This window comes from Pedobacter sp. PACM 27299, assembly GCF_001412655.1.
Lineage (GTDB): Bacteria > Bacteroidota > Bacteroidia > Sphingobacteriales > Sphingobacteriaceae > Pedobacter.
Genome location: NZ_CP012996.1, coordinates 3,820,475 through 3,847,474 on the forward strand (window position 1 = coordinate 3,820,475; position 27,000 = coordinate 3,847,474).

28 protein-coding genes and 1 riboswitch are annotated in these 27,000 nt (G+C 40.8%); of the genes, 6 read left to right on the top strand and 22 right to left on the bottom strand.

Going from position 1 to position 27,000, the window contains the following annotated elements; all coding sequences use genetic code 11:
* Positions 1–28: 28 nt before the first annotated feature.
* From AQ505_RS15940 to AQ505_RS15965, 6 genes are all read right to left on the bottom strand, one after another.
* Complete coding sequence (locus AQ505_RS15940) at positions 29–1,321, bottom strand: hypothetical protein (RefSeq protein ID WP_082461848.1); 1,293 nt, start codon at positions 1,319–1,321, stop codon at positions 29–31.
* A gap of 12 nt (positions 1,322–1,333) precedes the next feature.
* Positions 1,334–2,479 (bottom strand): YncE family protein, encoded by a 1,146-nt coding sequence (locus tag AQ505_RS15945; RefSeq protein ID WP_062549088.1) that lies wholly within the window; start codon positions 2,477–2,479, stop codon positions 1,334–1,336.
* Complete coding sequence (locus AQ505_RS15950; protein WP_062549089.1) at positions 2,476–4,539, bottom strand: TonB-dependent receptor; 2,064 nt, start codon at positions 4,537–4,539, stop codon at positions 2,476–2,478. Before AQ505_RS15950 ends, AQ505_RS15945 begins: the two co-directional genes overlap by 4 nt.
* Positions 4,540–4,652: 113 nt before the next feature.
* Positions 4,653–4,854, bottom strand: a riboswitch (cobalamin riboswitch).
* Between the two features lie 211 nt (positions 4,855–5,065).
* Complete coding sequence (locus AQ505_RS15955) at positions 5,066–5,998, bottom strand: carbohydrate kinase family protein (RefSeq protein WP_062549090.1); 933 nt, start codon at positions 5,996–5,998, stop codon at positions 5,066–5,068.
* Between the two features lie 11 nt (positions 5,999–6,009).
* A complete protein-coding gene (locus AQ505_RS15960; RefSeq protein WP_062549091.1) occupies positions 6,010–7,329 on the bottom strand; it encodes a hypothetical protein in 1,320 nt (439 codons plus the stop codon).
* A gap of 34 nt (positions 7,330–7,363) precedes the next feature.
* Positions 7,364–8,800 carry a mannitol dehydrogenase family protein gene (locus AQ505_RS15965; protein WP_062549092.1) on the bottom strand — a complete coding sequence of 479 codons (1,437 nt, stop codon included), beginning with the start codon at positions 8,798–8,800 and terminating at the stop codon, positions 7,364–7,366.
* A 156-nt stretch (positions 8,801–8,956) separates the two neighbouring features.
* Here AQ505_RS15965 and AQ505_RS15970 point away from each other — a divergent pair, with 156 nt between their 5' ends.
* Positions 8,957–9,973, top strand: a complete 1,017-nt coding sequence (locus AQ505_RS15970; RefSeq protein ID WP_062549093.1) for a LacI family DNA-binding transcriptional regulator — start codon at positions 8,957–8,959, stop codon at positions 9,971–9,973.
* Positions 9,974–9,981: 8 nt separating this feature from the next.
* Here AQ505_RS15970 and AQ505_RS15975 read toward each other — a convergent pair whose 3' ends face one another.
* From AQ505_RS15975 to AQ505_RS15985, 3 genes are all read right to left on the bottom strand, one after another.
* A complete protein-coding gene (locus AQ505_RS15975) occupies positions 9,982–10,212 on the bottom strand; it encodes a hypothetical protein (protein ID WP_062549094.1) in 231 nt (76 codons plus the stop codon).
* Between the two features lie 72 nt (positions 10,213–10,284).
* The gene (locus AQ505_RS15980; protein WP_062549095.1) at positions 10,285–10,635 is read right to left on the bottom strand and encodes a DUF2200 domain-containing protein; all 351 of its coding nucleotides are present in this window, start codon (positions 10,633–10,635) and stop codon (positions 10,285–10,287) included.
* 94 nt (positions 10,636–10,729) lie between these two features.
* On the bottom strand, positions 10,730–11,020 hold the full coding sequence (locus AQ505_RS15985; RefSeq protein ID WP_082461578.1) for a hypothetical protein: 291 nt from the start codon (positions 11,018–11,020) through the stop codon (positions 10,730–10,732).
* 102 nt (positions 11,021–11,122) lie between these two features.
* Here AQ505_RS15985 and AQ505_RS15990 point away from each other — a divergent pair, with 102 nt between their 5' ends.
* Positions 11,123–11,614 carry a cupin domain-containing protein gene (locus AQ505_RS15990; protein ID WP_062549096.1) on the top strand — a complete coding sequence of 164 codons (492 nt, stop codon included), beginning with the start codon at positions 11,123–11,125 and terminating at the stop codon, positions 11,612–11,614.
* Between the two features lie 88 nt (positions 11,615–11,702).
* Here the strand turns inward: AQ505_RS15990 and AQ505_RS15995 are convergent, their stop codons facing one another.
* The 7 genes from AQ505_RS15995 to AQ505_RS16020 form a co-directional block, all read right to left on the bottom strand.
* Complete coding sequence (locus AQ505_RS15995; RefSeq protein WP_335337967.1) at positions 11,703–12,593, bottom strand: helix-turn-helix domain-containing protein; 891 nt, start codon at positions 12,591–12,593, stop codon at positions 11,703–11,705.
* A gap of 8 nt (positions 12,594–12,601) precedes the next feature.
* A complete protein-coding gene (locus AQ505_RS16000; protein WP_062549097.1) occupies positions 12,602–13,606 on the bottom strand; it encodes an aldo/keto reductase in 1,005 nt (334 codons plus the stop codon).
* 167 nt (positions 13,607–13,773) lie between these two features.
* Positions 13,774–14,085 carry a hypothetical protein gene (locus AQ505_RS16005; RefSeq protein WP_062549098.1) on the bottom strand — a complete coding sequence of 104 codons (312 nt, stop codon included), beginning with the start codon at positions 14,083–14,085 and terminating at the stop codon, positions 13,774–13,776.
* Between the two features lie 173 nt (positions 14,086–14,258).
* On the bottom strand, positions 14,259–15,479 hold the full coding sequence (locus AQ505_RS16010) for an FG-GAP repeat domain-containing protein (protein ID WP_062549099.1): 1,221 nt from the start codon (positions 15,477–15,479) through the stop codon (positions 14,259–14,261).
* A 332-nt stretch (positions 15,480–15,811) separates the two neighbouring features.
* Positions 15,812–16,129 carry an ATP-binding protein gene (locus tag AQ505_RS26670; RefSeq protein ID WP_197286195.1) on the bottom strand — a complete coding sequence of 106 codons (318 nt, stop codon included), beginning with the start codon at positions 16,127–16,129 and terminating at the stop codon, positions 15,812–15,814.
* A 119-nt stretch (positions 16,130–16,248) separates the two neighbouring features.
* The gene (locus AQ505_RS26675) at positions 16,249–16,908 is read right to left on the bottom strand and encodes a PAS domain S-box protein (protein ID WP_197286196.1); all 660 of its coding nucleotides are present in this window, start codon (positions 16,906–16,908) and stop codon (positions 16,249–16,251) included.
* 267 nt (positions 16,909–17,175) lie between these two features.
* Positions 17,176–17,535 (bottom strand): DUF6799 domain-containing protein, encoded by a 360-nt coding sequence (locus AQ505_RS16020; RefSeq protein ID WP_157262417.1) that lies wholly within the window; start codon positions 17,533–17,535, stop codon positions 17,176–17,178.
* Between the two features lie 120 nt (positions 17,536–17,655).
* On the opposite strand from AQ505_RS16020, the gene AQ505_RS16025 reads away from it, so the two are divergent.
* A complete protein-coding gene (locus AQ505_RS16025; protein ID WP_062549101.1) occupies positions 17,656–18,219 on the top strand; it encodes a dihydrofolate reductase family protein in 564 nt (187 codons plus the stop codon).
* Positions 18,220–18,260: 41 nt separating this feature from the next.
* On the opposite strand, the gene AQ505_RS16030 is transcribed toward AQ505_RS16025, so the two are convergent.
* A complete protein-coding gene (locus AQ505_RS16030) occupies positions 18,261–20,123 on the bottom strand; it encodes a cytochrome-c peroxidase (RefSeq protein WP_197286197.1) in 1,863 nt (620 codons plus the stop codon).
* A gap of 6 nt (positions 20,124–20,129) precedes the next feature.
* Positions 20,130–21,476, bottom strand: a complete 1,347-nt coding sequence (locus AQ505_RS16035) for an alkaline phosphatase family protein (protein WP_062549102.1) — start codon at positions 21,474–21,476, stop codon at positions 20,130–20,132.
* A 451-nt stretch (positions 21,477–21,927) separates the two neighbouring features.
* On the opposite strand from AQ505_RS16035, the gene AQ505_RS16040 reads away from it, so the two are divergent.
* Positions 21,928–22,185, top strand: coding sequence for a hypothetical protein (locus AQ505_RS16040; protein ID WP_062549103.1), 258 nt, complete (start codon positions 21,928–21,930; stop codon positions 22,183–22,185).
* 8 nt (positions 22,186–22,193) lie between these two features.
* On the opposite strand, the gene AQ505_RS16045 is transcribed toward AQ505_RS16040, so the two are convergent.
* From AQ505_RS16045 to AQ505_RS16060, 4 genes are all read right to left on the bottom strand, one after another.
* The gene (locus AQ505_RS16045; RefSeq protein WP_062549104.1) at positions 22,194–22,982 is read right to left on the bottom strand and encodes a hypothetical protein; all 789 of its coding nucleotides are present in this window, start codon (positions 22,980–22,982) and stop codon (positions 22,194–22,196) included.
* Positions 22,983–23,000: 18 nt separating this feature from the next.
* Positions 23,001–23,507, bottom strand: a complete 507-nt coding sequence (locus AQ505_RS16050; protein ID WP_062549105.1) for a hypothetical protein — start codon at positions 23,505–23,507, stop codon at positions 23,001–23,003.
* Positions 23,508–23,599: 92 nt separating this feature from the next.
* Positions 23,600–24,106, bottom strand: a complete 507-nt coding sequence (locus AQ505_RS16055; RefSeq protein ID WP_062549106.1) for a hypothetical protein — start codon at positions 24,104–24,106, stop codon at positions 23,600–23,602.
* A 66-nt stretch (positions 24,107–24,172) separates the two neighbouring features.
* A complete protein-coding gene (locus tag AQ505_RS16060) occupies positions 24,173–24,472 on the bottom strand; it encodes a hypothetical protein (RefSeq protein WP_062549107.1) in 300 nt (99 codons plus the stop codon).
* Positions 24,473–24,841: 369 nt separating this feature from the next.
* On the opposite strand from AQ505_RS16060, the gene AQ505_RS16065 reads away from it, so the two are divergent.
* Together AQ505_RS16065 and AQ505_RS16070 are read left to right on the top strand one after the other, a co-directional pair.
* Entirely contained in the window at positions 24,842–25,447 is a 606-nt protein-coding gene (locus tag AQ505_RS16065) for a DUF6266 family protein (RefSeq protein WP_062549108.1), read from the top strand.
* A gap of 156 nt (positions 25,448–25,603) precedes the next feature.
* On the top strand, positions 25,604–26,983 hold the full coding sequence (locus AQ505_RS16070; protein ID WP_062549109.1) for a hypothetical protein: 1,380 nt from the start codon (positions 25,604–25,606) through the stop codon (positions 26,981–26,983).
* The last annotated feature ends 17 nt before the right edge of the window (positions 26,984–27,000 follow it).

A 27,000-nucleotide genomic window follows, 5' to 3' on the forward strand; every position in this document is an offset into this window, starting at 1 on the left:
ATTTATTTTAACATTTTAGTTTAGTTCACTATTTGGTTTCTTTCCTGGTCAGGATATTCTCCCCTAAAAGGTGTAAATCTGTGGCACCCATCACTTCTGTAGAAGTTTCGCCCAGCCATCCTGCCTGTTGGTTCAGACCGTTATAAATCTTCACAAAGTTGATTCCTGGAAGCTTTACTTTGTTTCCGTTTTTATCGATTGCCCAATCAATATCTATCGCAGAATCATCGTCGTTGTTAGGTGCATTATCCGCATAGCCATACAGAAAGGCATACTGCACGAAATAACTGCCGGTACCACTTTCATCAACCGCATTATCAGGCAATCTGGTCCCTTTAAAAGTGATCTTAGCCTGATCTTTCAGCCATTTTGGCCAGTAGTCTAAAGAATGGTTGAAGGCATTATTCTGTACCAGATAACCGTCCTTACCCTGGTTGTCTTTCCAGTATATATATTCCATATCTGTAAAGAGAACACTTCCTGTACCGCCACCTGGAACCGGCTTTTTATTTGGATCTGGCCTGTGATAGGTAATTTCATAGTTGCGGATGGTTTTTTCCATCTTATGGCCCGCTCCTTCTATTTCATACCATTCATCATCAGGCAATCCGTTTTTATTGGCATCATAAGAAACCATGATCACGCCTGCTTCACTGCTGCCACCACGCATGGTCACATCTGGATTAGGATTTGCTTCTGCCCAGAAAGCATTGCCCAATACCCTGAAATCACGTTTCCCTTTTACATTTAAAATGGTGTGGTCGAATCCGAAAACAATGTATCCGCCGAATGCGCCAAGCGAGATCAGGTCGCCGTTTTTCTTGGTCAGGTAAGAATTGGCCCTGCTTAAAATCCGGTCCGTGGTTTCTCCATCATTAGCGGCCGGCAAGTCATTGATAAACTGTCCGGGAGCAGGTTTAAATTCAAATACTTTATCGATAAAAGTTTTGTATTCCTTCGCTTCTTTAGTGACATATACTTTCACCTTTTGTGTGTGCACATTGCCCTTGTCATTGATCAATACGGCGAGTTCATAGGTGCCAACTTCTGCAGCGGCAAATAAGGCGTCTTTTGCTTCGGTATTGGACAAAGAATAATTGTCTGATGGCGCAGTGCTGACTGTCCAGCTATAAGTTGAACCTGCAGCACCCCCTACATAAGGAGCGATCGAAACAATTGTCGACCTGCTGACGCTGTATTCATTATTTTCAATCCTCCCTCCCTCAGGTTCAGTATTGTTTTTCTTGGAACAATGCAGCAATAAAACCGCCGAGAGCAGTAGCAATATGGAGCGGAAATACGTTAAAGATTTGTCATACATATTTTTAATCATTTAATTTTTATAGATAAAGGCAAAATGCGCAGGTATATTCCCCGCAGTGGTTTTCCATTTTAATTTGCCATCAGGCGTAAAGCAATAGATATAGCCAGTAACGACATAATTCTGTGCATCAGTGATATAGATCTCTTTTGTCTCCAGGTTTACCTGAAGCCCATAAGGAATCATGATTTTTTTATCGGTGCCATCGGTAATGATTTGATCACTGATGATTTTTTTAGTCCTGGTATCCAGTATGCCATAAGTGATTTTATTGCTATTGGTCAGGTAACTCCAGGCAACACTATAGAAATAAAGGGCATCATCCACCAGGCACATTCCTAAAACCGGAATGTCCAACTGCATTTTTTTCTCATCTGTATTGGTGTCAATCACGAAAAGGTTGGATGGAGTGCTGTAATAATCGCCTCTTGAGCTGACATAAATATCTCCCCTGCTGTCGACCTGCATACTGTAGAGGTTGATGCCTACATCTATCTTTTTTATTTCCCGAAAGGTTTCCAGGTCTATTACAGATACGGTTCTGTCGTAATTTGGCACTCTATACCCCCCGGAATTTGCCACATAAAGTTTCCCATTGCTAACCACCATCTGCTCCGGCTGATACCCCACAGTTACCTTTCTTTTGATTTCCAAAGTGGCCGTATCAATCTCTGCAACAAAGCCCAGCTCAGCATTAGGATCAATCGCTACCGGCCCTGAATAAGAGCTCACATAAGCCTTTCCCTTGTAAAAGGTAACATACCTGCAATTTGGAATGTCTATTTTCTTGATGCGTTTGGCAGTCCATTTGTCGATGACTTCCACCTTGTTAGAGCAGTTGATTACCGCATAAACTTTGTTGCCATAGATCTTGATGTCGTTGCCCACATCTCCCAGCTCTTTGACCACAGTAGGATTACGTTCTGAATAAATATCAGTAGTATAATTTCCTGTTCGATAATTGAACAGATCTATACTTGCCCTGTTCATCCCCATATTCCCCTCATTCAGCAGATAAAAACCTTCTATATTACCTTCAACCCTTGGCTGAGCCACGTTTTTAATCGATGATAGGAATATCGTCTCCTCCTTCCGGCAGGAAAGAAAAGTCAGGACTATAAATAAACTCCATACTAATTTTGCAGTTCCTTTTTTCATAGCTCCATACTGATTATAAATTTTAACGTCCGCCCCGGCATAGGATAATTGTAGACCACCTCGTACTGCTGATTGAGCACATTATTCAGTTCTACTGTTCCCTTTATTTTATAATGATTAACTGTAAAGCCTTTTTGAACAGATAAATCATGGGTATACCAGGGCTGTACTTCATTCACCTTAATGTTGTTCACATTCCCATTGTATCGCTTGCCTACATAGACAAAACTGTAGTTGAAATTCCAGGATTCATAACCGGCGTTTAGAATAGCGGATCCACTATGCCAAGGTGTATAAGGGATCTGATCGCCATAAGAAGACAATTCCAGACCTGCAAATTTCGTGTAATCCCTGCTTTCAGCATAAGTATAAGCCAGGTTTGCCGACAGGTTTAATTGGTTCAGATGTCCGGCTATATTGACCACAGACGCAATTCCTTTTCCCCGCACCTGACCCATATTCGTCATCATCCAACGGAATAAATTCCCTGTAGGTGCCGCCAGGATTTTGTCTTTTGTATGGGTATAATAAGCATCCGCCTGAAGTGAAAACTTGTCTAAAAACCCTTTTCCTACCGGCAGATTATAGGTAAAACCGACATCATACTGATTCATATATTCAGGCTTCAAAGTACTGGAACCCACCATCGTATAATACAAATCATTAAAAGTCGGCATCCTGAAGATGCGCTTGGCAAATGCCCTTAAATTGAAATCATAGGCTTTAAATGGTTTATACCCTAAAAATAATGCAGGTGTAAATTCTGTTTTATCAGGTGCCTTTGCATTGTAACGCACTTCTTCTTTCACATGCGTGCCCAATACATTGCCCATCACTTTAAATTCTCCAACTTTGAATGAACTGGCCAGGGAAACCAATGCTGTATAGCGCTGAGGATAGGAAAATTGTGTCTGGATTCCTTTTCTGATGGCGTCCAGCCTGTTGTACTGTAAATCTGTAGCCAGCGAGATATCCCAGTCAGGTAATATACTGTACATGTTTACTGCCGAAAAGTACAGCTCCTGCTGGTGGTAACTATCGTCTGATTGTGCCCCCTCAGTTACGGTTTCCCCCAATAGGCTGGTCGTATCTCTGGCCAGATAATGCGTACGATCGTCGGCATACTTTACCCTGACCTGGAATTTATATTTTGAACTCAGCTGTTTTACAAGAAAAGCCTGAGCGAAAAAATTCTTATCATTTTGTCGGAATCCATCTGCGAACTTGTTTTCTACAATAGCTCCCGGTGCGCCCCTTCTGGAATCATAATAATAAACTTTGGCATCCCAGGAACCATTATTCAGTTTTCCATAAAGTCCGGTCTCAATTCTTAAGGCCTGAATGTCACTGTTCCTGCGGATCGCTGTAGTATCGTAAGCCAGCGTTCCATCCTGGTTATTTCTTTTATAACGGAATTGATATTGACCGTTGGATTTGATGTACTCAGAGCTGAGGCTCATGCTCACCTTATCTGTTAACCGCTGTTCCCACCTAAAAGAAGGATCATGATAATTGATCGACATGGTTTTATAGCGCAGCAATAGATTTGAGCTTCTATTCTTCTCAAAAACCGGTCGTTTTGTTCTCATGTAAATGGCAGAAGCAGCAGCGAAATCCCTGGCCGACTGGAAGATCTCACTCTTTTGTCCATTGTACAAGGTTAAAGCTTCCATATCGTCCAGGGAATACTTCCCTAAATCCGTCACGCCATTCTGCGCATTACCCAGCTGGATGCCATCATAAAAAACACCCACATGGTGCGTCCCCATATTGCGAACATCCACCGTTTTTAAACCGCCAAGTCCACCATAATCTTTAATTTGAACTCCGGCAAAATACCGAAGCGCATCAGCAACCGTATGACTGGACAAGTTTTCTAATTGTTTTCCGGAAAGGCTTTGGACTGGGATGACTTCCTGGAAAGGCTTCGCTTTTATCGTGACACCCTTGAGTACTTTTGCAGTATCAGCTGCTGCAGTATCAATAACTGTCTGGGCGGAAAGCCAAAATGGGACAACGATCAGGAAGAGGAGGAAAAGCGTTTTTTTCTTATTATACATCACAAAATTAATTGTAAAAACTCCCTGAGGTGTAATAATAAAAAACGCGAAGAACCCCAATTATAAAATAACCGGGCAATTTTCTTGTTGTTCAACTTTATTCCTCGAAAGTCTTTAACTAATTAATCTTGGCAGGTATCCTGACTCGTTCCATCTTTAAACAACCTTCCCATTTCTTATCGAAACAGTGGTAAAATACCGTCTAAAGACTCAATAGAACTTACAGTAGCGGGCCTGTTCAGGATTTACACCTGATTCCCTTTTAACTATTTTCCTTTAAAATTAGAAAAACAGACCAAAATTTTTCCTAAATATAGGATCTATTTTCATAAAAAAAACAAATGTTATTGGAAAGGGAGTTAAACACGGCTCTTGAGGTGCTAAGAAAATGGCCTTTGGAAAATTAAAATCAAGCCGAAGGCACATTTTTAATGCAATTTTAGGCCAAGGTAAGGAGATCTCGAATCCCCCCTATACCTTGGCTACTGAATTAAATCAAAGTTCAACCTGCTGAAACCACAAGCGATTATAGCGCAGTTGCTGAGTAATTCTTTGTGTCATGACTATCCCTGAACATTAGGAAATCTTCCAGGGTATATTCAGGACAAGCGCCCTCACGTGCCGTAATAAAAGCGCCTAATGAAACTGCCTGCTGCATGATTTGCTGGGCAGAAGCACCCTTTACAAATCTTTTAGACAGGAATCCAGCCAGAAAGGAATCGCCGCTGCCTACGGTATCTTTGACCTCAATCGCTATCGCCGGACATAAATAGAAGTCAGTTCCATTGGCATAAAGCGCACCTTTACTCCCTTTAGAAATGATGATCTCCCGCAAATCAAAAGTATCTTGCAAATATTGAACAGCATCGCTTTCCGTGCTGTAGCTTTTGCCTAGAAAATCTAACATCATGCGCAATTCTGCTTTATTGAACTTGGCCAATTGAGTTTTATGCAATAAATCTTTGATCACATTTACATCGTAATGAGGTGGTCGCAGGTTGATGTCAAATACATTGTAAGCACTGGCCTCCATCAATTCAAATAAGGTATTCCTCGACTTTTCATTTCTAGTCACCAAACTTCCAAAAACCAGGGCATCTGCACTGCTTAGCATTTGCTGATCTTCCGGGCGGACTTTAATGAAGTCCCAGGCCACGTTTTCTACGATCTCATAATTTGCATCATTATTTTCGTCCAAAGAAGCAATCACCGTACTAGTCGGATGCAGGGGATCAACCTGAATCCCCTCCGTTGAAATGTTCCAGTTTTTAATTTTATGCAATAACTCCTCAGCAAGTGCATCCTGCCCAACACTACTGATCATGTTGACTTCAACGCCCATTTTGAAAAGGTGATACGCCACGTTAAATGGTGCTCCTCCTGCCCTGCGCTGACCTCCGGGAAAGATATCCCAAAGCACTTCTCCAAAACAAGCTATTTTTATTTTCTTTATTTCCATTTGATGATAGATTAATTGATAAGGTCTTTAGCTCTGATCCGGGATCCAAATAAAGCATAAGATAGCATTAACAACTCACAAATTACAGTGAGTGTCCAGGTCCACCTCCAGGAGCCAAAAGCATCGGCCAGGCCTCCTTGAACAAGGGTAAATACAGCACCACCAAACACTGCAGAGATAAATACGCCGGAAGCTTTTGAGGTGTACTTATTGAGTCCTTTTATAGCCAGTGAAAAAATACAGCTCCACATGGTAGAATGTAACAGCCCGATGGCCACCAGGAACCAGAGATTTTGTGTCATCATGGCTACAATAGCCAATATTGCAGATAAAATAGCGGTGGTCGCCAGCTGTGTTTTTGCGGAAATATTGCTGAAGAAACTGGAGATCGCCCGTCCGACAAGAAATCCACCCCAGTATAAAGTAGACAGCAAGGCATGGATTCCCAGATCTACCCCGCCAATAATGATGTCTGTTTTACCAAAAAAGGTGATTGGATGGCCAGAATCCATCAGTTCAAAAGCATGGAGGTTGATGTTGGCGCCAATAGACACTTCAGTGCCTACATAAAAGAAAATCGCCAGTACGCCCAGGGCAAAATGCCTGAAGGACCAGATACTTCTTTCCAGCTTTTCGCCAGCAGCAGCCCTGGTATTGGCAATATCCGGCAGATGAAGTTTTCTGGTGATCAAGGCCACCAGCACTACACAGCCGATCAAGGCTATCAGCGGCCACATCAGTTGTTTGATTTCAATGTCGGCGATGGAAATGCCGCTAAACATCACCACCGTAACAAAAAATGGCGCAGAGGTTGTTCCGATAGAATTGATCGCCGTAGTGATGTTTAAGCGCTGTACAGGCTGGGTTCCGGGCAATTCATAAGAAGCTACGTAAGGATTAACCACCACTTGGATGACCGCCGCAGCAGTACCCATTAAATAAGAACCGAGCACAAAAATCACAAAACCATAAGGCAGCACTGCTTTTCCAAAATGCATGGCCAGGTGTGGATATTGATCGCCAAACCAGGAAGAACATAAATACATCAGCAGCCCGGAAATCATAAACAGCAGACCGCGTATGATCGTGTTTTTATAACCAATCGCATTGACCCATTTACTGGCTAAAGTGCCATTTAATAAATAGCCAAGGAAGAAAAAGAAAGAAATTAAAGTGGTAAATGTATTCTTAAAACTTCCGGCTTCTGCTAAAAAAACAAACTTTAAAGGCGCCTGTAATTGTTCATTTATTGTCGTTAAGAAACCTACAATAAAGTAGATAAAAGTAACTATTGCAAATGGCAGAATGCCATTACGAATTTTTGTTTCCATAGTTTAGAGATGAGGTCAAATGAGCCAGATAGCTTTAAGCTACAACAGATTGCAATACTGCTTTAACCCCTTTGCTTTTAATACTGGCAGCAAATTGCGTGTATAATTCCACAAATCTGGCAGCAGCTTTCAGCTGGGTACTTTTAAAGGGAGATAAGCCTAGAAAGTCAATAGGGTCATCGCTGTCGATCAGCTGTTGATCTTCTGCCGTTAACCAGGGTTCTGCAATCTGATAAGTCACACCTTTATCGTCGATCTGATATTTTAGGTAATGTCGGTAAGCAGCAAACATAAAGGACACGCGAATAGGGTCCTGATCTGCCTGGATCATTTTAATCAGGTTCGGCATCAGGTATACTGGAAATTTTGAAACCCCATCGAAACATAATCGGCTAATCTGATCACTTACGGAGCGGTTGGCAAAACGTTCCAGGAGTGTATGTTTGTATCGCTCTAAATCCTGTCCTTCAGGAGCAGGCACGTGAGGTGTGATGTCCATATCCATAAAATCACGCAGGTATTTAACGACATCTTCGTCCTGCATGGCATCGTCTACTTTACGGTAACCTTTCAGAAATGAAGGATAAGACAGCATCACATGCGCCGCATTTAAAAGACTCAGTTTCATGTTTTCAAAATCGGTTACATCATCTGTAAATTCTACGCCTACGCGCTCCCATGCTGGTCTGCCGGCAATAAAATTATCTTCTATGACCCATTGGGCAAAATCTTCACAATAGACTGGTGCCAGGTCAGCGATTCCGCTTTCCTTATTCAGTCGCTGCAGATCATCAGCAGTGGTTGCTGGCGTAATTCTATCTACCATACTATTTGGGAAGCTCACATTTGTTTCCACCCAGTTGGCCAGTTCTTTATCCTGAGCCGCAATAAACGTACTGAAAGCAGTTTTAGCCGTGTTGCCATTGTGCTGCAGGTTATCACAGGAAAGAATGGTGATGGGACCATTGCCGTTATCCCTTCTCTGACGAAGTCCTTGGGCAATAAAGCCAAAAACAGTACCCGGCAGAGCAGGGTGTTTCAGGTCATGCTGCACCTTTTCATCTTCCAAAATAAACTTGTTTGTGGTTTTATCGAGGTTATACCCTCCCTCTGTAATGGTGAGGCTGATGATTTTAATCGCGCTATCTGCAATTTTATCCAACACTGCCTCTGGATTTTCTACTGCCCAAAGCAATTCCTGTATTGCACCGATCCGATATATTTTATCCTGACCAGCTCTTCCGCATACGGTCAAGGTATAATCGAGATTTTGGGATTTCAGGTTCTTGAAAATCTTTTCGTCAGATGGCAATAAGCATACCCCGCAAATGCCCCATTTGCTTTGGTCCTGCGCTGCTAATAATTGATCCGTGTAAAAGGCCTGATGTGCACGGTGAAAGTTCCCTACACCAATATGTAAAATACCCGACTGGATAGCTTTACGCGCGTAACTGTATTGCTCTACATTCATGTTTAATCTCCTATTTGGTGAATCAAATTTATACGACTAGCTCATCGTTACCGCATTTGTGCCCAGAAATCGTTCATGGGAACGTTACCAAAATTTTGGTAACGTTCCCATTTAGGTTTGTTTTCTTAATTTTGCCCCTCTAATCCAGCTAATCCTATGAAACGTATCACCATTAAAGATCTTGCCAAACATTTATTACTCTCCACCTCGACGATTTCCAGGGCTTTATTGAATGATACAAATATCCACCCGGATACTAAAAAGAAAGTGCTGGATGCAGCGGAGCAACTTGGATACCGGCCAAATCCTACCGCATTAAACTTAAAATACGGCCGATCTAAAAATATAGGTTTTGTTGTCCCAGAAATGATCACCCCCTTTGCTTCAAAAGTCCTGAGGGGGATACAAAGCATTTTATACCCTTTAGGATATCGGATCATCATCACAGAATCCGATGAAAACCCATTGATAGAAAGAAAAAACCTCTTGCTGCTGGAAGAGTTTAATGTGGATGGCATCATCATTAACCTCTGCCATGAAAGCCATAATCATGATTTATACCAGGAAATTATGGACCGGGGAACTCCCCTTGTTTTCTTTGACCGGATTCCTGATCCTTCATTAGCTGCGTCGAAAGTAATGGTGAACGATCAGATCAAGAGCTCTCTCATGATGGAGCATTTGCTGGATACCGGGCGAAAAAGAATTGCCCATATTATGGGACCTTCCAGCATCCGGAATTCGGCGGAGCGCGCAGCTGGCTATCAAAGGATTTTGACGAAGTATGGCATTTTTGATCCTGAGCTGATGATCAAGACTGAAGGCACCACCTTTGAGCATGGTAAAATTGCAGTTCAACAGCTGTTAGACAAAAAGATCTCATTTGATGGTATTTTCGCCTTCACCGATACGCTGGCCATTGGCGCAATGAATTATCTCCTGGAACAGCACATCAAAATCCCTGAAGAAGTTGCCATTGCAAGTTTCTCAGGAACTGAATTGGCAACCATTGTACACCCTCAACTAACGAGCGTAGAACAGCCACTGGTTCAAATGGGCGAAATTGCTGCCGGCTTGATTCTAGAAAAAATCAAAGACAGCGAAGCCCTAAGCAGAACAGTGGTGATGGATGCAGCATTAATTTATAGAGCCTCTACCAGGAAAATGATCTAGTGTTTTTTTTATAAACGATAACGAAGTTTAATGTTTCTTCCGATCGCTTTAAGTAGTCCAGGATGATTGTTTACAGTCTCATCAACCACATCCCAATCCCCTTTTGGATTGCAAACCAATTGATATTCCGTATCATTCAGGTTAATCTGGATGGCATTAGTTTCTTTCGTTATTCCCTTCGTTAACACAACGTAGGTATAGTCTCTTTCATCAAAAGTGATGCGCATTGGTAAATTCATAGTGCAATTATAGCGTAAGAAATGCGCTTTTATTGTGTTTACGGTCATTTACCTGAACATATTTCCTCTATTTTATTTCCGCAGAATCTTTTCCATAACTTTTCCCTTTGCCAATTCATTCACCAGCTTATCCAGATAACGGATCTTTTGCATCAGTGGATCCTCAATTTCCTCTACGCGGTAACCACAGATGACACCCCTGATTTTTGAAACATTCGGTTTTAATTGCGGTGCCTCGGCAAAAAAAGTTTCAAAGTCTGTTTTATTGTCGATGATCTGCTGGAGGCCTTGCTGATCATAGCCAGTCAGCCAAAATATGACCTGATCTAATTCCACCTTTGTGCGCCCCTTCTTCTCCGCTTTTTGAATATAATGAGGGTAAACACCCGCAAAAGACATTTTAAAAACTTTTGTATTGTTCATTTTGACTGGCTCTATAAATGATGACTGAATTTGATGCTGATGTTCCTATGTATTGCAAATGCTGCTTTACCCATTTAAAGATCATTATACCAATTTAATGACCATATTCCTTGAGCAACATTTCCCATTCCTGCTCTAATGACACCTCTGGCCTTTTCTTCCCTGCTCTTTTATACCAATAATCTGCGTTCCAAATGTCGCCCTCCTTGCGGTGCAGATAGGCATGAATATGCGCAAACCGAGGGTCTGTTAACTGGTCGATCAAATCGTGTGCAGTTTTCCAATCTCCAGTTCCGTCGTACCAAAGCGCCTTCAAATACGAGGGTAAATCGTCAGGTAAACGCTGATCAATTACCGACTGTTTGAAATTTATTATATCCATCATATCTCAAATATAAGGACAAAGCGTTAAAAACTTATGGAATCTAAAAAAGGATCTCCGCCACTCCTGCTATAGTTCAAAGCAGGAATACGTATATTTAACACTATGGATTCAAGCATTAGCATCATCAATCATGATCAGGGCGAAACGTTAGGAATAGCTGGGGGAAATTACAGAATCATTATCTCTGGAGATCAGACCAATGGCAGCTATGCAGTAATAGAAATGACTGTACCTCCCGGTGGTGGCCCTCCTCCTCACGCCCATCCTGATACTCAGGAAATGTTCCATGTACTGGAAGGAGCAGTAACGTTTAAAACGGAACAAGGACAGCATATCGTCGGTAAAGATGGTTTTGTAAACATCCCTCTTGGCGGAGCTATACATTGTTTTAAGAACAATTCTGAAAACTATGCACGCCTACTTTGTACCGTTGTCCCGGCAGGATTAGAAAATCTATTTAGGGAATTAGGCGAGCCCCTGGAACCTGGACAGATGCTTCCTATTCCTGAAATGACGGAGCAGCGGAAAGTCTTTTTAAAAGAAATAGACCTGAAATACAACCAAAAGACTTACCCTCCTGACTTTCTTGACTGAGGATGGGCTGAAAGTTGGCTCAAGATAGGCTGAAGATTGCTGGGTAAATATTTTATCGAAAAATAGTTATAGACCCCATTTCCCCCTGTTAATCAGCTAAAAGCCTGACGAAATTCCAGCGGCGATAAACTCGTCTTCTTTTAAAAAGCGTGCTGAAGGACTGCGCATGCTCAAAGCCCAGAGCGTAGGCGATCTCGCTGACCGAAAGACTGGTTGTAGAAAGTTTTTCTTTCGCTTTCGCGATCAGTTTTTCATGAATATGCTGCTGTGTGTTCTGCCCGGTATGCACCCGAAGCAAGTCACTCAGGTAATTCGGCGACAAGTTCATCTGCAAAGCAATATATTGTACCGTGAGCAAACCCTGAACGTCGTTTTTAAAGTAGTCATCGATCAACTGCTCAAACCTGGTCAGCAGTGCTGAATTGTTATTCTTACGGGTCAAAAACTGCCGCTCATAAAAACGGTTGGAATATTTTAGCAGGCTCTCAATCTGTGTCAAAATGATATCCTGGGTATGTTTATCAATATGCTGGCACTCCTTATCAATTTTATGGAGAATAGCGATCAGGTCATCTTCTTCCTCGGCCGACAGGTGCAGCGCTTCGTTAACCGCATAATCGAAAAAACCGTAATGATGGATGCTATTCGCCAAAGCATGCTGTAACAGGAAGTCCGGGTGAAAGATCAGGAGATAACCGGACCCGCATTCCATATTTTGCAGGTCCAGTTGCTGCACCTGGTTCGGCGCGGTAAAACTCAATACTCCTTTATCGTAATCATAATGCTGCTGTCCATACCTGATCTTGCCTTTGGCCTCGCGTTTGAGCGCCACGCAATAAAAGCGGTTAACAAAACCTTTCCAGACCTCATCTTCCAAGAAAACACTTTCTGCCAGATTGATCACGCTCACTAAGGGGTGGCGAGGTTCAGTTAAGGACAGCAAACGGTGAAATTCCGATATAGAGTTAATTGCGTTCATAAACAAAATTAATCAATTAAGCCCATACTAAACTCATCATAAGGCGCACCGGTATCTGTGCCTAAAGGAACGATACTTTCCAGCTGCATTAAATCCGCCTGACTGAACACAATTGTTGCTGCCGCAATGTTTTGCTCAAGGTACTTCCTGCGTTTCGTTCCCGGGATCGGCAGGATGCCTTTGATCATGATCCAGGCCAAAGCCAGCTGCGAAGAACTAACCTGTTTCGCTTCAGCCATTACTTCGATAGCTTTCACCAATTCAATATTCTTGTCGAACTGTACGCCCTGGAAACGAGGGATAGCCCTGCGAAAATCGTTTTCAGGCAGGTCGTCAATACTTTTGATTTGTCCAGATAAGAATCCACGGCCCAGCGGTGAATAAGCCACAAAACCAATACCCAGTTCCTTTAAGGTTGTCAAAACCCCACGTTCTTCTACACTGCGCTCGAATAAAGAATATTCGCTTTGTACGGCAGTGATTGGATGCACAGCATGTGCCCGCTTCACCGTTTCAGACGAAACTTCCGACAAGCCGAGGTATCCCACTTTACCTTCTTTAACAAGCTCAGCCATCGCCTCAACGGTTTCCTCGATCGGCGTATTTTTATCCAATCGGTGCAGGTAATACAGATCAATGTAATCCGTATTCAAGTTTTTAAGCGAACGCTCCAAAGATTTCTTTACGTAGTCTTTCTTCCCATTAATGGCCCAGGTTACCTTGTTGTCATCATCGATTTCCCAGCCAAACTTGCTTGCCAAAATATACTGATCACGCTTACCACTGATCGCTTTAGCGATCAACTGCTCATTCTTCAGCGGTCCGTACAGATCGGCAGTATCTAGAAAATTACCGCCCAACTCCAGCGAACGCTGGATCGTTGCAATGGCTTCCTGCTCATCAGCAGGGCCATACATGTGCGCCTTTTCAAAACCCGTCATGCCCATACATCCCAGGCCGATCACAGGTACAACCAAACCCTGGCTGCCCAATGCTATTTGTTTTATTTCCATAATCCAAAGGTCGGTAAGACAAATCGCGCAGATGTATGCAAAGCCCTGAAGCTTGTAAGCAAATCAAGGAAAGCTGGCAACAATAAAAAAAGAGGCTGATCATGATTATGATACAGCCTCCTCATCGGCTTTACAGCCTTTATGTTAGACAACTAGGGATTCAATAATTATTGAACTACTTTACCATCTTCTGCGATCTTGATAGAAGCCGCTTCTGCGTCTTTTTTCACATCGATTTGGTAATATTTAGTTTTGTCTGCATTCGTTACCAGGAAAGCGGCTACCGGAGTCCATGCTTTAACTGGTTCACTTTGCAATGTAGTTTTTACTGCTTCTGGAAGATCTTTCAATTCAACCGGAACTTTAGTGGTACTATCTTGTTTCAGGGTAATAGCTACTGGATTTTTTACTTCTGATGCGTTTACTGCTGTGATGGATGCGAATGCTAAAAATGCTGCTGATAAAATGATCTTTTTCATAACTTATATATTAGTGTTAATATTCTTGTGAATTATACTAACACTAAGGTTCATAATGGTGCCACGAATCACCATCTTTAGCACAGCACTGAAAAAGAGGTAGTTATGAAATCAGCTCAAATTTTAACTGTAGAGATCCGACACAGTTTGCGGAGTAAAGAAGCAACCTACAGCTATTTTCCTAAAAGCAACCTCGCCTGTGTTCCCCATTGGCCAATAAAAAGATCAGCTATGCCATCCCCATTGACATCGCCAACAGCAATTCCCCAGCTCCTTCCTACCGTAACTCCTGGAATCACTTGTTTGGTGACCAGTTTAAAATTCCCTTTACCATCGTTCTGCAAGGCCTGAACCTGCATCGCTTCAAAAGGGGGAGTTTTAATGGCACTTAAGATGAGGTCTGGATGTCCGTCATGGTTGAAATCTACCACTGCACCAGCGTAAGTGGAATACTCCTGTTTAGGAATTCTTTTAGCCGTTTCGTCTTTGAAATTCCCTTTGCCATCATTGATCAGTAAACGTGCCGTAGGATCTTTTTCAAATGCACCGCCATTGCTCGTTAAGTTAAGAAACAAAATATCCGGATGCTGGTCTCCATTGGCATCAAAGGTCAACACTTCCCGGGTATGCAGCGGAACTTTTAATTCCAGCCTTTCCGACTGTTCGGTAAAATGTCCCTTTCCATCATTAAAGAACAAACGATTTGGAGGAACTTCATTTCCGGTAATCAGATCCACAATTCCATCATTGTTTAAATCAACCAATTTTACCGATTGTGTTTCCAATCTGAGTGCCGGCAATCCTTCTTTGGTGTAATCAATAAAATGTCCCGGTTTTTGCGGGTTGTTGAGCCATAAAAAACTCTGCGGTGTAAGCCCCGTATTCCCAACAATAATATCCAGTAAACCATCTCCGTTTACATCACCAATATCAAGACCATTCGCTTCGCTTTTTGCAGGTAAGCGATCACTGACATTTCTAAAAGTTCCATCCCCATTCCCTAAATAGAACTCATGGTTCCTATCGTCTTCCGCAACAAAAATGGCATCTAAGTATCCATCATTGTCAAAATCTCCTATGCACACATGTTCAGTATCATAAGAAGCTGCTAAAAACACGTCTTTCTTCCAATTGAATTTACCAGTGCCGTCGTTAAGATACAATCGATTAGGAGCTTTTTCTACAGCCAATATGGCGTCTAAATGCCCATCTCCATTCACATCGGCCAATGCCACATCTAATATATGTGCATTCGCATCTATGGGTAAATGACTGCCCGTTACATCTTTGAAATATTGAGTTTCTATGCTTTGCGGAGCGGAATAATGTGCTGAGCTGAAGATCATTACTGGGATCATCAGATAAGATTTTCCATTGGGAGATAGCTGCATCATATCACTTGATTAGGTTTTGAAAAATATGAATCTATAAGATAAGCGCTTCGCTTAGAAATCACAAGAAAAACACTAATCACCTACCTATTAACACATTATCTTTACACAGCAACAAAAAAAAAACCATTCCAAAACTAAGAAATGAGTCTGTCTGAGGTTCAACATGAATGAGCAAGCGAGGCGAAAAGTGCTTTTCCAACCGCAATGCCGACTGTAGATTTTGTCCAGGTTCCATCAGCTGATCTGCCAATAAGTTTTACTTGTGCCGGCAAGAAACAAAACATCCTGGTCATTTCTCTACTTACGATGGTGCTGGAAGAGGTTCTGTTGCTTTATTCCTTAAAAGTCAGCACAAACTTCACCCCTTCATTCACCTTACTTTCGACTTCAATATGGCCTCCTAAACTATTAATATGGTTATAGATCAAGAAAAGACCCACACCTTTACTCTCTGCGTGACTGTGAAATGTCTGATGCAGGCCAAACACCTTATGTTTAACGCTTTCCATGTCAAAACCCAGCCCCTGATCAGTAAAAATCAATTGCCGGTTGCCATCTGCTCTTTTTGTCGCAATAGAAATATCAGGATAGGCACCTGGCTTCGCATACTTGATTGAATTAGTGATCAAATTCAGGAATATACTGTCCATGTAAACCTTATTAAAATTGATAGTATCGAATTCAGAAAAATCAACATTAATGAGCGCCTTCGAGTCTGATATTAATGAATTAATAGAATAAAAAACACCTTTCAATGAGTGGTGAAGATTCAAATTTTCTGTCGGCACATGCACACTCTTTTTTGAGAGGCCGCATCCAGATAATAATTTAAACGGCCCTTCAGGTCCTCTGTTGTTGATTTTAATACATTGATGAGCTCGACGGTCTCCATATCTTCAACTTTAGAAACATCTAAAAGATGGAATAAGGAAATCAAATTATTTACAGGTGCCCTCAAATCATGCGAGGCCATTTGTGTCAAATGCTGCAGCTCTTCATTGATCTTGGAAAGACTGATCAAAAGGTGGTTGCGTTCTTCTTCAATTTTCTTTTTGTGCGTTATATTCTTAGCAACTGCATAGACCAGCTTAGATTCCGTAACAGGAATTGATGTCCAGGATAACCATATCACTTCCCCCTTCTTGGTGACATAACGATTTTCGAAATTTAATAATGGAATATTTTCCCTGAGATCGGTTCGATGGTCTTCTGTCCTATGCCGATCTTCCACATAGACAAAATCATTAATTGGTCTTGAAAATAACTCTTCATCTGAGTAGCCCAGCAGTTTAGATACTGCAGGATTAATTCTCCTAAAGTAGCCATCAAAGCCGGCAATGCACATCAAATCCTGGCAAACTTCAAAAAAAGGCTCAGTATCAAACCTTTCTTCAAAAGCTCCATTTTGATGATTTACTTTAGATGTCATACCCTATTGTGCTTGCTTATTTGCGATTTATTACGCTCCCTAGCACTAAATTTACTAAAGTTTGGTCACTTATTCATTTTGTTCAGTGCATAATTAATCATTCCTCCCACTATTCCTAGAGAAATTGTGCTTATACAACTGATGACCAATTGGCTTTAATTTGAAAAGCTCTTTTATAATTAAACCGAACGCTGTTCCTCTTTTTCCAATTTATCCTAAATCGAAAGATCGGCAGCGTCCGGCTTTAAAAATGGACTAAAGACATCGTTATTTTATCGTGTCTTTTTTCATGGAAGGTTTCATTGATTTTTTCATCTTCATAGGCATCATTTTGCCCATCATGTTTATTGAATTACCATTTTTCATCATCATGGTATTTCCGTCCTTCATTTTCACTGTACCATCAGTCATGACCATCGTTCCATTGTCCAGGGTCATTGGTTCCTTCATTTCGGTATGCGTACCATTTTTCATCACCCACATCTTACCGTCTTTCATCATGATGTGGTCTTTAGGAGGACTCATTTTATGAGTTTTCATTTTTTTGTGCATGGTAGTATCCTGTGCCACCACAGCACTGCAGGTCAACATGCCCAACGCTGTAATCATTAAAAATAACTTTTTCATAATCTTGGTTTTGATATGTTTTGTTTGAAGCAACCAACCAACACCTTAAATTTCAGCCGATTACTCAACTACAAAAACAACGCAGCAATCATTATTGTTCTAATCTAAATACTAAAAAACATGAGAAAAGTGATTTATGGTATCAACCTGACTGCAGATGGCTGCTGCGACCATACCAAATTTAGTGGCAGTGAAGAGATCCAGGAGTATTTTGCGGATTTAATGAAAGATGTTGACCTCATCGTTTACGGTCGTAAAACTTATCAGCTGATGGGTCCGTATTGGCCTGAAATTGCAAAAGATCAGTCGGCCACAAAATCAGAACAAGATTTTGCACAAACATTCAATGCCATTCACAAGGTGGTTTTTTCCAGATCATTAGCGCAGGTGGAAGAAAATACGACGCTTATTTCTGCGAACCTTAGGGAGGAATTCTTAAAACTGAAGCAGGCCACAGGAAAAAACATATCAGTTGGCGGGCTAAACTTGCCTGCCCAATTGATCGCCCTTGGCCTGGTAGATGAATTTTATTTTGTCGTTCACCCGATCATTGTCGGGCCAGGAAGAAGGTTATTTGAGGATATAAGCCTTGCCAACTCGCTAAATTTAACGCTGCAAGACTCGAAAACATTGCAATCTGGATGTGTGGCACTTCATTACTTGAAAATTATTCCGAAACAGTAATCATTCCCTGTTTTTTATATCACAAAACGGATCCAGCAAGCTTACTTACTTTCTAAACTCTCCATAAAAGCAATGATGTCCTTTTTCTCCTGATCGCTGAGCTGCAGATTTTCCTCCGGAAGTGTTTGATTGCTCAGTTTTATTCCTAGTCCAGCAGCTCCCCCTTTATTATAAAACTCCATGACCTCGTCTAAAGTCGAGTAAGCGCCATTGTGCATATAAGGTGCTGTTTTTTTGATATTCCGGATGCTGGGAATTTTAAACGCATGTTTATAGGAATCAATCCCAATCACGCCATAATAACCTACATCCGCGTCCAGCGTCTTATCTGTTACTGACACCGGCACGCCTAAAACTTCAGATTCACTTGTGATGTATTTAGGTGGCGTAACGCCATTAAACAAAGGGGCAAAATGACAGGTGGCACATTTCGCTTTTCCCATAAATAAGTTAAAGCCTTTCAATTCTTCCGCTGACAAGGCATTTTCATTACCTCTCATATATTCATCAAACCGGCTATTGAGTTTAACCAGGCTGCGAACATAAGCAGCAAGGGCATTCGTCACCTGATCGGAGCTGATGCCTTTCTCTGTATTTCCAGGAAAAGTCTTTGCAAATAGCGACTGGTATGATTGATCCGCAGTAACATGCTTTATAATCGCATCCATCGAACCATCCATTTCCTGTTTGCTGCTGATCACATCACGCACCTGATCCTCCAGCGTTAGGGCCCTCATGTCATAGAAATAGTTGGATTGTAAAGCAGCATTCAGCAAGGTTGGCGCATTTCTCGTCAACAGTTTTACAGGGTCATTAATTTCTGTCTGCCTGGCTAATCCGTCCGTAAAAGCCAGATTAGGATGGTGACAAGAGGCACAGCTTCTGCTGCCATTACCAGATAATGCGGCATCAAAAAACAGTTTTTCACCTAAGCTTGCTTTTGCTACTGTAAACTGAAATTCAGGGCCCGGAGCAAATGCATCTGCATTAAATACATTGGTGTCAAACAATGTTTTTGCATCCTGCCTCAGCATTCGGTTATATTTAATCTTAGGACCTGGCAGGGCCTGTTCCAATTCTGCGATTCCCGCACTCACCTTATTTCCGAACTGTGTAATAAATACGGCTCTGTCGAAGGAGTTAAAATCAGGATGATGGTTAAGGTAATTGATGGCAGCATCGAGATCATTTAACAAAGCCGTGTTTCCTTTTTTATTTGCATACAAAGAAAGGATATTCCTTAAGCTTTTTAAGGACTCAGCAGCCTCTGGAATACTGTTTAAAGCGATAGAATTGTCAAATCCAGTAATCCCCAAAGTAATGACCCTGAATACGGCTAACTTACTCGCATCTAAAATCCGCCAATCGGCAAACTGTTGGTCATGAAAATAAGAAATCAGGTAGTCTGTATTTGAGATTAAATGCCTGACTTCGGTGAGGAGTTTCACTTTACTTGCCTGATCATATTCCGGATAAATCATTTCCTCTATCACCTGTAAGCCAATCGGATCAATGGAACGCGCTAAAGAAGGGTCTAATAAATCCGCATTTTCAATTTCCTCTACAGGAGGGCCATTTAACCTCCTACTCAGATCGGCAGTAAAATATTCTGACGCCCATTCAAACTTTTTGAACAGTAACCTTGATTTTAAAAAGGCCTGACGAACATGCTGTTCGTCAAGCCTATCTTTACTGACCTCCATTAAGAGGGTATCTTTTACATAATTCTGGAAGGATACCAGCTGACTGTAAACTTCTTTTTGAATCTTTATTTCCCGGGAACTGGCCGGTCTATCTTGAGTAGCATTCGAATCAGCGGAGGTAAAACTGGCAACAAATAGCCCGGCAAACAGCAATGCTATTATTCCGCTGGTCTTAACATATCCTACTTTCTTCCTGATCAATTTTACTTATTTAAATGTCAAAGCGTTCCTGAATGGGTTCGCATTTTTATCTCTTTCTGCCAATGGCTTAATTCCCCATCTCTGTTCGATAAAAGAAAGAATACTCAGGGTCTCATATTGCGTATGGTCTACAAAACCCTTTTTTGCGAATGGGCCGATCAAAATTGCAGGAATACGGCTTCCCGGCCCCCATCTGTCGATAACTGGTGGCGCTACGTGGTCAAAAAATCCACCAAACTCATCATAAGTTAAGATTACTAAGGCATCGTTTCCATTAGGACCGTCTAATACCGCATTGATTAGGTTTACCGCAAGCTGCTCTGAAGAATATACAGCAGAGCCACCTGGATGTTCGTCATTTCCACCGCCTGGTTTCACAAAAGAAACACTTGGCAGGGCACCTTCTTTCGCGGCTTTAATGAAGTCATTTTGATCCTTCATGTGTGTTCTGCCCTCTTTACCCTCTTGAAAATTAGTGAAATAAAGGAAAGGCTCGTGGTTATAAGCAAAGTTATTTTTTCTTCCAGCCACAGCATCATCCCATCCCTCAGAATACCAGGTCCAGGATACATTTTTTTCTGTTAGCTTGTCGCCAATAGTCGGCATAGTTTGAGATGGCAATAACTGAGTCGTATCTGATTTTGCAGGATAAGGTGCATTTCTTGAATAAACATGGTTCACCACATAACCATCAGGCGTAACGATACCATCTTTGATTATTTTACCATCAGCATCTAATTTCGCAACCAATGATTCTGGTGCATTCGGCCAAACCGGTGCAGTAGCAGAGATCAGATAGACGTGGTTAAAATACGATCCGCCGAATACACTCTGAAAGAAATTATCACATAGGGTATATTTCTGGGCAAATGGGAACAAGGGTATTTTTTCCGTGTTGTAATAACCCATTGCCAGTCCTTTTGAATCGTTATATGCTGCAAACTTATCCATCTTTCCGCCGTTAATCTGCAGTTTATTGTGGAAGAAGCGGTGCGTCACATCAGGCGTCGCCTTATCCGAAGGAACATATTGGTCTATATTAAACATTGCATTCGGCAAGTTTGTAGGGAAAGAATTGTTTCTAGGGATTTCAGGCAAGTATTGATAAGGCTTCCCATTCTCGTCTACTTGTATAAAGTTGCCTTTTTTAGCGTTTTTAATACCATTTGCCCCTTTGAACTCTCCATATAGGTTATCGAAACTGCGGTTTTCCATATAGATCACCACTAAGTGTTTTACCTGCCCGATACCATTATCAAATGAGGTCGTCTGCTGCTGGGCTTTTTTGCTGAGGCCGCAACTGCTGATCAGCAAAATGATCATAAACATATAAAAAAATCGCTGTAAATTCATTCCGTTTTGTTTTTAAGACTCCATTAAATCACCTCCTTCGCATTTTTCATCGCATTCGGTTTTCTATTTAGCTTACAAACATAAGGTATTATGCGACAAAGTTTCCGTCAAAATTTCGTTAGGAAAGTCCTGTTTGAGCAATTAGCTTCGCTACGTATTTGTCACTATTTTGATTTGAGCTCCTATTTGCTGCACTACATCCTGCTGTAAGAGAATTTCAGCATGCCCAGAGGTTTCATCATATTCATAAATTGGATGAGGGGGGGGGCCAGTTTCTCATTTCCGGTGCTGATCATTATATTGAATGGATCCATGATGTTATTTTTAGTACTAGAAAAACAATCTCAGCTGCAAGTGGTTTCAGCAGTTCAAAATTAAACACGCAGGGAACCGTCAGCGAACTAACAATTTAGCTTGCAGGTTGTTTATTTGATAAAACAACACGTTCGTCATGGATTATCAGGAAAAAAGTTTTAACATATCGGTAGAAATCAACCAGGGATTGGAGCCATTAACATTCACTATTATTCCCGTGGATGATGCTTCGCTCAGTACTGAAGGCGCATTAATCTTTAAAGTCACCAGAGACAAAGAAACACTGGCGATCCTTAAATTCGATCAGCCTCATTCCTGGCAGCAGCTGGAAGGCAAATTGGATCAAAATGATGTCAACGCAATTGGCCAAGCTATTGACACACATAATGGATAATTTAAAGGTTATCCACCGATCCTTTTAAGCTGAATATACATTGCGGAACATTCTCCAATTTTGAGATAAGCATTCATGGAATTACCCGAATTTTGGATGGTAATTTCTCCATCACTTAATAGGCCCCCCACAGATGTAGGCAGGTTCAAAGTTTCTTTAGGCTCGGCATCAAGGTCGCCATCGCTGATTGCGCCGGTATTGTCTGCCCATTCAATTCCGTTTAAATTTATATAAACCAATTTTTCATCCAGGCTCCTGCTAAAGGTAACTTTACCTTTTAAGGTCCTGACTGAACTATTAAAACTGTAAACATAAGTTCCCTTAATTTTTGAGATCTTTAGAGTTAAACGACAGCCGGTCTTAGTATCAAATTTATAAGTACCCAACAGTTTTTTAGGCAAGCTGGGAATGCTTTTATTGGTTTCCTCTAATTGGATTGGAAAGTTCTTTTTTGTGGACAGGTCTTCCCATCTGCCAAGAAAACTGTTCTTGAGGAGTTTCCCTGTAATTTTCGCTTTTTTAATATTCTGGTCATCTAATTCATACAGCAGCAATTCGCCATTATCAATAATTCCTGTCAGGTTGATCTCTATCCCGATTTTATGGTAATAATAAAAGCCTGTTATTTTACCATTTATATTTTTCAAGTTAAAAACAACATCAATTTTATGGTTGATGCTGCCCACAAAAGTTTTATTAAAATCAACCGCTATCAAACTGGTTTTATCCATGCGGTGCGATGCTTTCCCTGTGTTCAAAATACTGAGGAAAGCGACTAAAAAAAACAATCTCTTCATGATTTTAATCTTTAAATTCTACCCAGTTTTTCTGAAAAAAATGGGCGTTAATATAACCTCATTCTTTATTAAATTTGCTTCTATAAAGTCGCCAGTCTTTCTAACATATTGTAGGCGTGTATTTTCCATTGCATTAGAAGAATAATAGGCCCCATATTCGCAGTGATAAGGATTGTCTTTTACATCATTTGTAAAAATGGAAACCAATAGCAGTTTTTTAGAATTTGTATCTGGCTTTTGATAGCCGAAAATCCTGTAATCAGCCCTAATATTTTCGAACATATTTAACGAACTGTCACTTCTGTAGACAATCGCTTTTTGAATAGACTCCTCGTTAATTTCATTTTGAACCACCGCTTCAGAATTTTCTGTTTTGGTTGGACTAGGCTTAAGGGAATCTTTTTGTATGGATTCCACTTTATTTGATGAGCTGGATGTATCTGCTAATGTAATGTTGTTCTTTTTTTGAGTATCCCCACAGCCAAAAATTAAAACCAGGAAAAGAGGTAAGAGCAGTTTGTTCATATTAATAGTTTTTTGTCGATTTGTGTGTTTTAAAACTCGTTCCTGAGTATATTTTTGTCAGTAATCTATAAAAAGATCCTCTAAATTCTGAGCTAGGTTCTATTTTTAAAATATTGAGAGATTTCAAAAGACCAATCTCCACCGTAGCCAAATAATACAGAAACAATGAACAGGATGATGAAATAAACGATGATTTGTTTGAGCAGTTTATAACGTTTGAGATCCTTCAAAAAGTAGAAATTAACGATCATAAATAGGATCGCAGTCACCACACCAGAAGGCACCCCCAGCCAAACGGCGATAAAGCTTGCAAATGTAACAGGAGGATAAGCCACATAAAAACAAACGCCACCAAAAATAGTGCTAAAGAAAAGGAACAGGAGCCCTTTGAAAAAATCTTTGCCCAACAAGCCAATCATCAGCAGCAACAGCGCCAGAAACAGGCCGAGAAAGGTATAAGTGAAATCCTCCAGGAAATTACTTTCTTCTTTTTGAATGGGAAAAATTACGCAGGTGCTGATCAAAAGGGTTAAAATCCCTGCCATCAGTATCACCTTTCTCGGAGTAGAAAGATTTGTTAATAATTTGGTGTTTATCATCAGTTAAGAGGTAATTTTATAGAATCATCCATTTGATTTCTAGCCTATATTTTATTTAAATAATTACTAAAGATGATCTAAATACAAGATTAAAAAAAACAGTAAGGCTAAAACTGCGGCGACATAAACACTGGTTAATCCATCACTAATTCGCTGTTTTACGAAAAGATAAACAGCTTCGACGATTAGCAATCCAATCCAGCCAACTACTAAAATAACGGGTAAAAACTTCTCCATATTTGGAGACATTCCACTATTACCGCTCTGTCTGTCGCCAAACATCGCTCCTGCGAAAAAAGCTAGTGGTAGTCCACCAATAAAAAGTCTTAAAAAAAAGCGTTTTGCGAGTTCGGTTCTTAATTGCATTTCATCATTCTCAATTTAGCTCGTGCAATAGGTATGCCACAGCTTACACCCATACTTTCTGAAATGTGCTGTTCATGAAAAAAACCACTCCGTAAAACGATGCAGAGCAGCGTTACTGGCTTGCATGACTCCGTATTGACCCCTTATTTATCAGGATTCTTGTGGCTTATTGCTTGGAGGTTGATAGGGTCTAAATGGGCCTATATCCCTATCAAGCCCTTTAAAAACCCTCAAAAACTTTCTTTTAATACTTTAAATAATATAGCCTCAATGGCCAAATACCCCAAACATTATACCTACATCGACTGAGCTACACAAAACTGAATATCAGCCACTTACATGTAGCTAACCACCAAAATACTCAGCAGAATGGGCAGTTTTATCAAACTCGGTTATGGTTTACAGGCCAAGGGAACAGTGTATAATGCACATAACTTAGCAACCTCCTACCATAAAAAACAAACTTTAAAAGGCGAATATCCCAATATTAAGGTTGATTACTCCAAAGTAAAACTGAGCCAGGGTGTCATGTTAGAGACTGCGGATCTAAAGATCAGCAAGGTTACCGGCGGACTAGAAATTAGCTGGGATCCTAGCTATAACGAGGATTTACAACCTAACGACAGTGTGATGGTGATGCTCTGCTCGGAAACCGGAGCTGATAAAGAATACCTGAACATTGCCATAAGATCGAAAGGAAAATGCTTCATTACTCTGCGGGAAGAGGTCCTGAATCAACAGATAGAGCCTTATATTGCCTTTATTTCTGCGGATGGCACAAGGGTGTCCGACAGTGTTTACCTGGGCAACCTGAACGGTCAGGGTAAAAATGATGCACAAAAACAGGAAGAAGAGAAATACCAGCAGGTGAAAACAAGGTTTGATCAGGTGGCAGGCAGTTATTCCGCACAAATGGAAGCGCATTACGGCAATCCTCCAAGAACTAAAGCTATTAAATATTTGGAAAAAGAATGATACCCTTAAAAAGCAAATGGAACATTTACCTGGAAAACCAAGTTAGCCAAAGCTAATCAGATTCATTCATAAAGTACTATTTATTATAGATTTTATACCTGAATTCAAGGTTAAAATAGAAATAACTTCGCACTCTTATAAAACGGAGATTTTTGAATGAATGAAAGACTATGGATACATCAGGAGATTGACCTTCCTGATGAATTCGATGTAAAAGAAGATAAATTATTTTATAGAAATATAGATCTACTAAAACTAGCTAAAGATTACGGCAGCCCATTGCGGTTTACCTATCTACCTGTCATTTCTAATCAAATTGAAATGATGAAAATGTATTTTCAAAAGGCAATAGAAAGGACGGATTATCAAGGTAAATACAGTTATTATTATTGTACCAAAAGTTCTCATTTCGAACATATACTGAAGAAGGCAATTCAATCCGATATCGGCATTGAAATCTCCTCAGCTTATGATATAGATCTGATCAGATCCTTGATAAAGGCGGGAAATATAACCTCTCGAACACCAATTATTTGCAACGGATACAAAACTCCAGAATATCAGGCAGGCATTACAGCCATGATCCAACAAGGATATTGCTCGGTAATGCCCATCATAGACAGTAAAGCTGAGCTTCTTTATTATCTCCAGGAATCAAAAGGCTTAGCCCCTATTCGAATAGGCATCCGGTTAAATTTAAGTTTTATCGCTGGATATGATAGAAAATCAAGGTTTGGTTTGTCAGCAGAAGACATTCTCAGTTTTTATCAGCAGGAGATCAGCAAAAATGAAAAATTGGAGCTGAGTACATTGCATTTCTTTAATGAAAAAGGGATGGACAATAGCGATGATTATTGGAATGTGCTGGAAGAGATTGTACGGTTCTATTGTCAATTGAAAAGATTGAATCCTAAACTGACCACCTTAGATATTGGCGGTGGAATGCCATTTCGAAGCCATATCAGTTCCGACTTTGACCTTTCCTTTTTAGTTTACCGAATCATTTCAACGGTGCAAACCATCTGCCATGAAGCAACTGTGCTGGAGCCAAATATCATTACTGAATTTGGGAAATATACGGTTGCTGAAGCAACTGGTACAATTTTCCGGATTTGTGAGAAAAAGACAGCTGATGAGTTCAACTGGGCGATCATTGACGGATCCTTTATTACCCATCTTCCAGACACCTGGGCCATTCATCAGGAATATCCGGTTTTACCGATCAATAACTGGGCTAAAAACCTTAAACCATTTATCCTTGGTGGCCTCACCTGCGACAGTGCCGATTATTATCCTAATGTTCCGGAGAATGAATTTATCATGCTGCCTGACACGGAAGAAGAACAATTTATTGCTTTTCTACATACAGGGGCCTATCAGGAAGCACTAAGTGGCTTTGGAGGTGTAAATCATTGCCTGATTCCATCCCCGAAACATCTAATTATTGATCGTAACCCGAATAGTATCCTGGAATATACTGTCTTTTCTGAAAAACAAAACAGCGAGCAGCTTTTAAATATATTGGGTTACCATTAAGTCTAGTTCAGCCAATG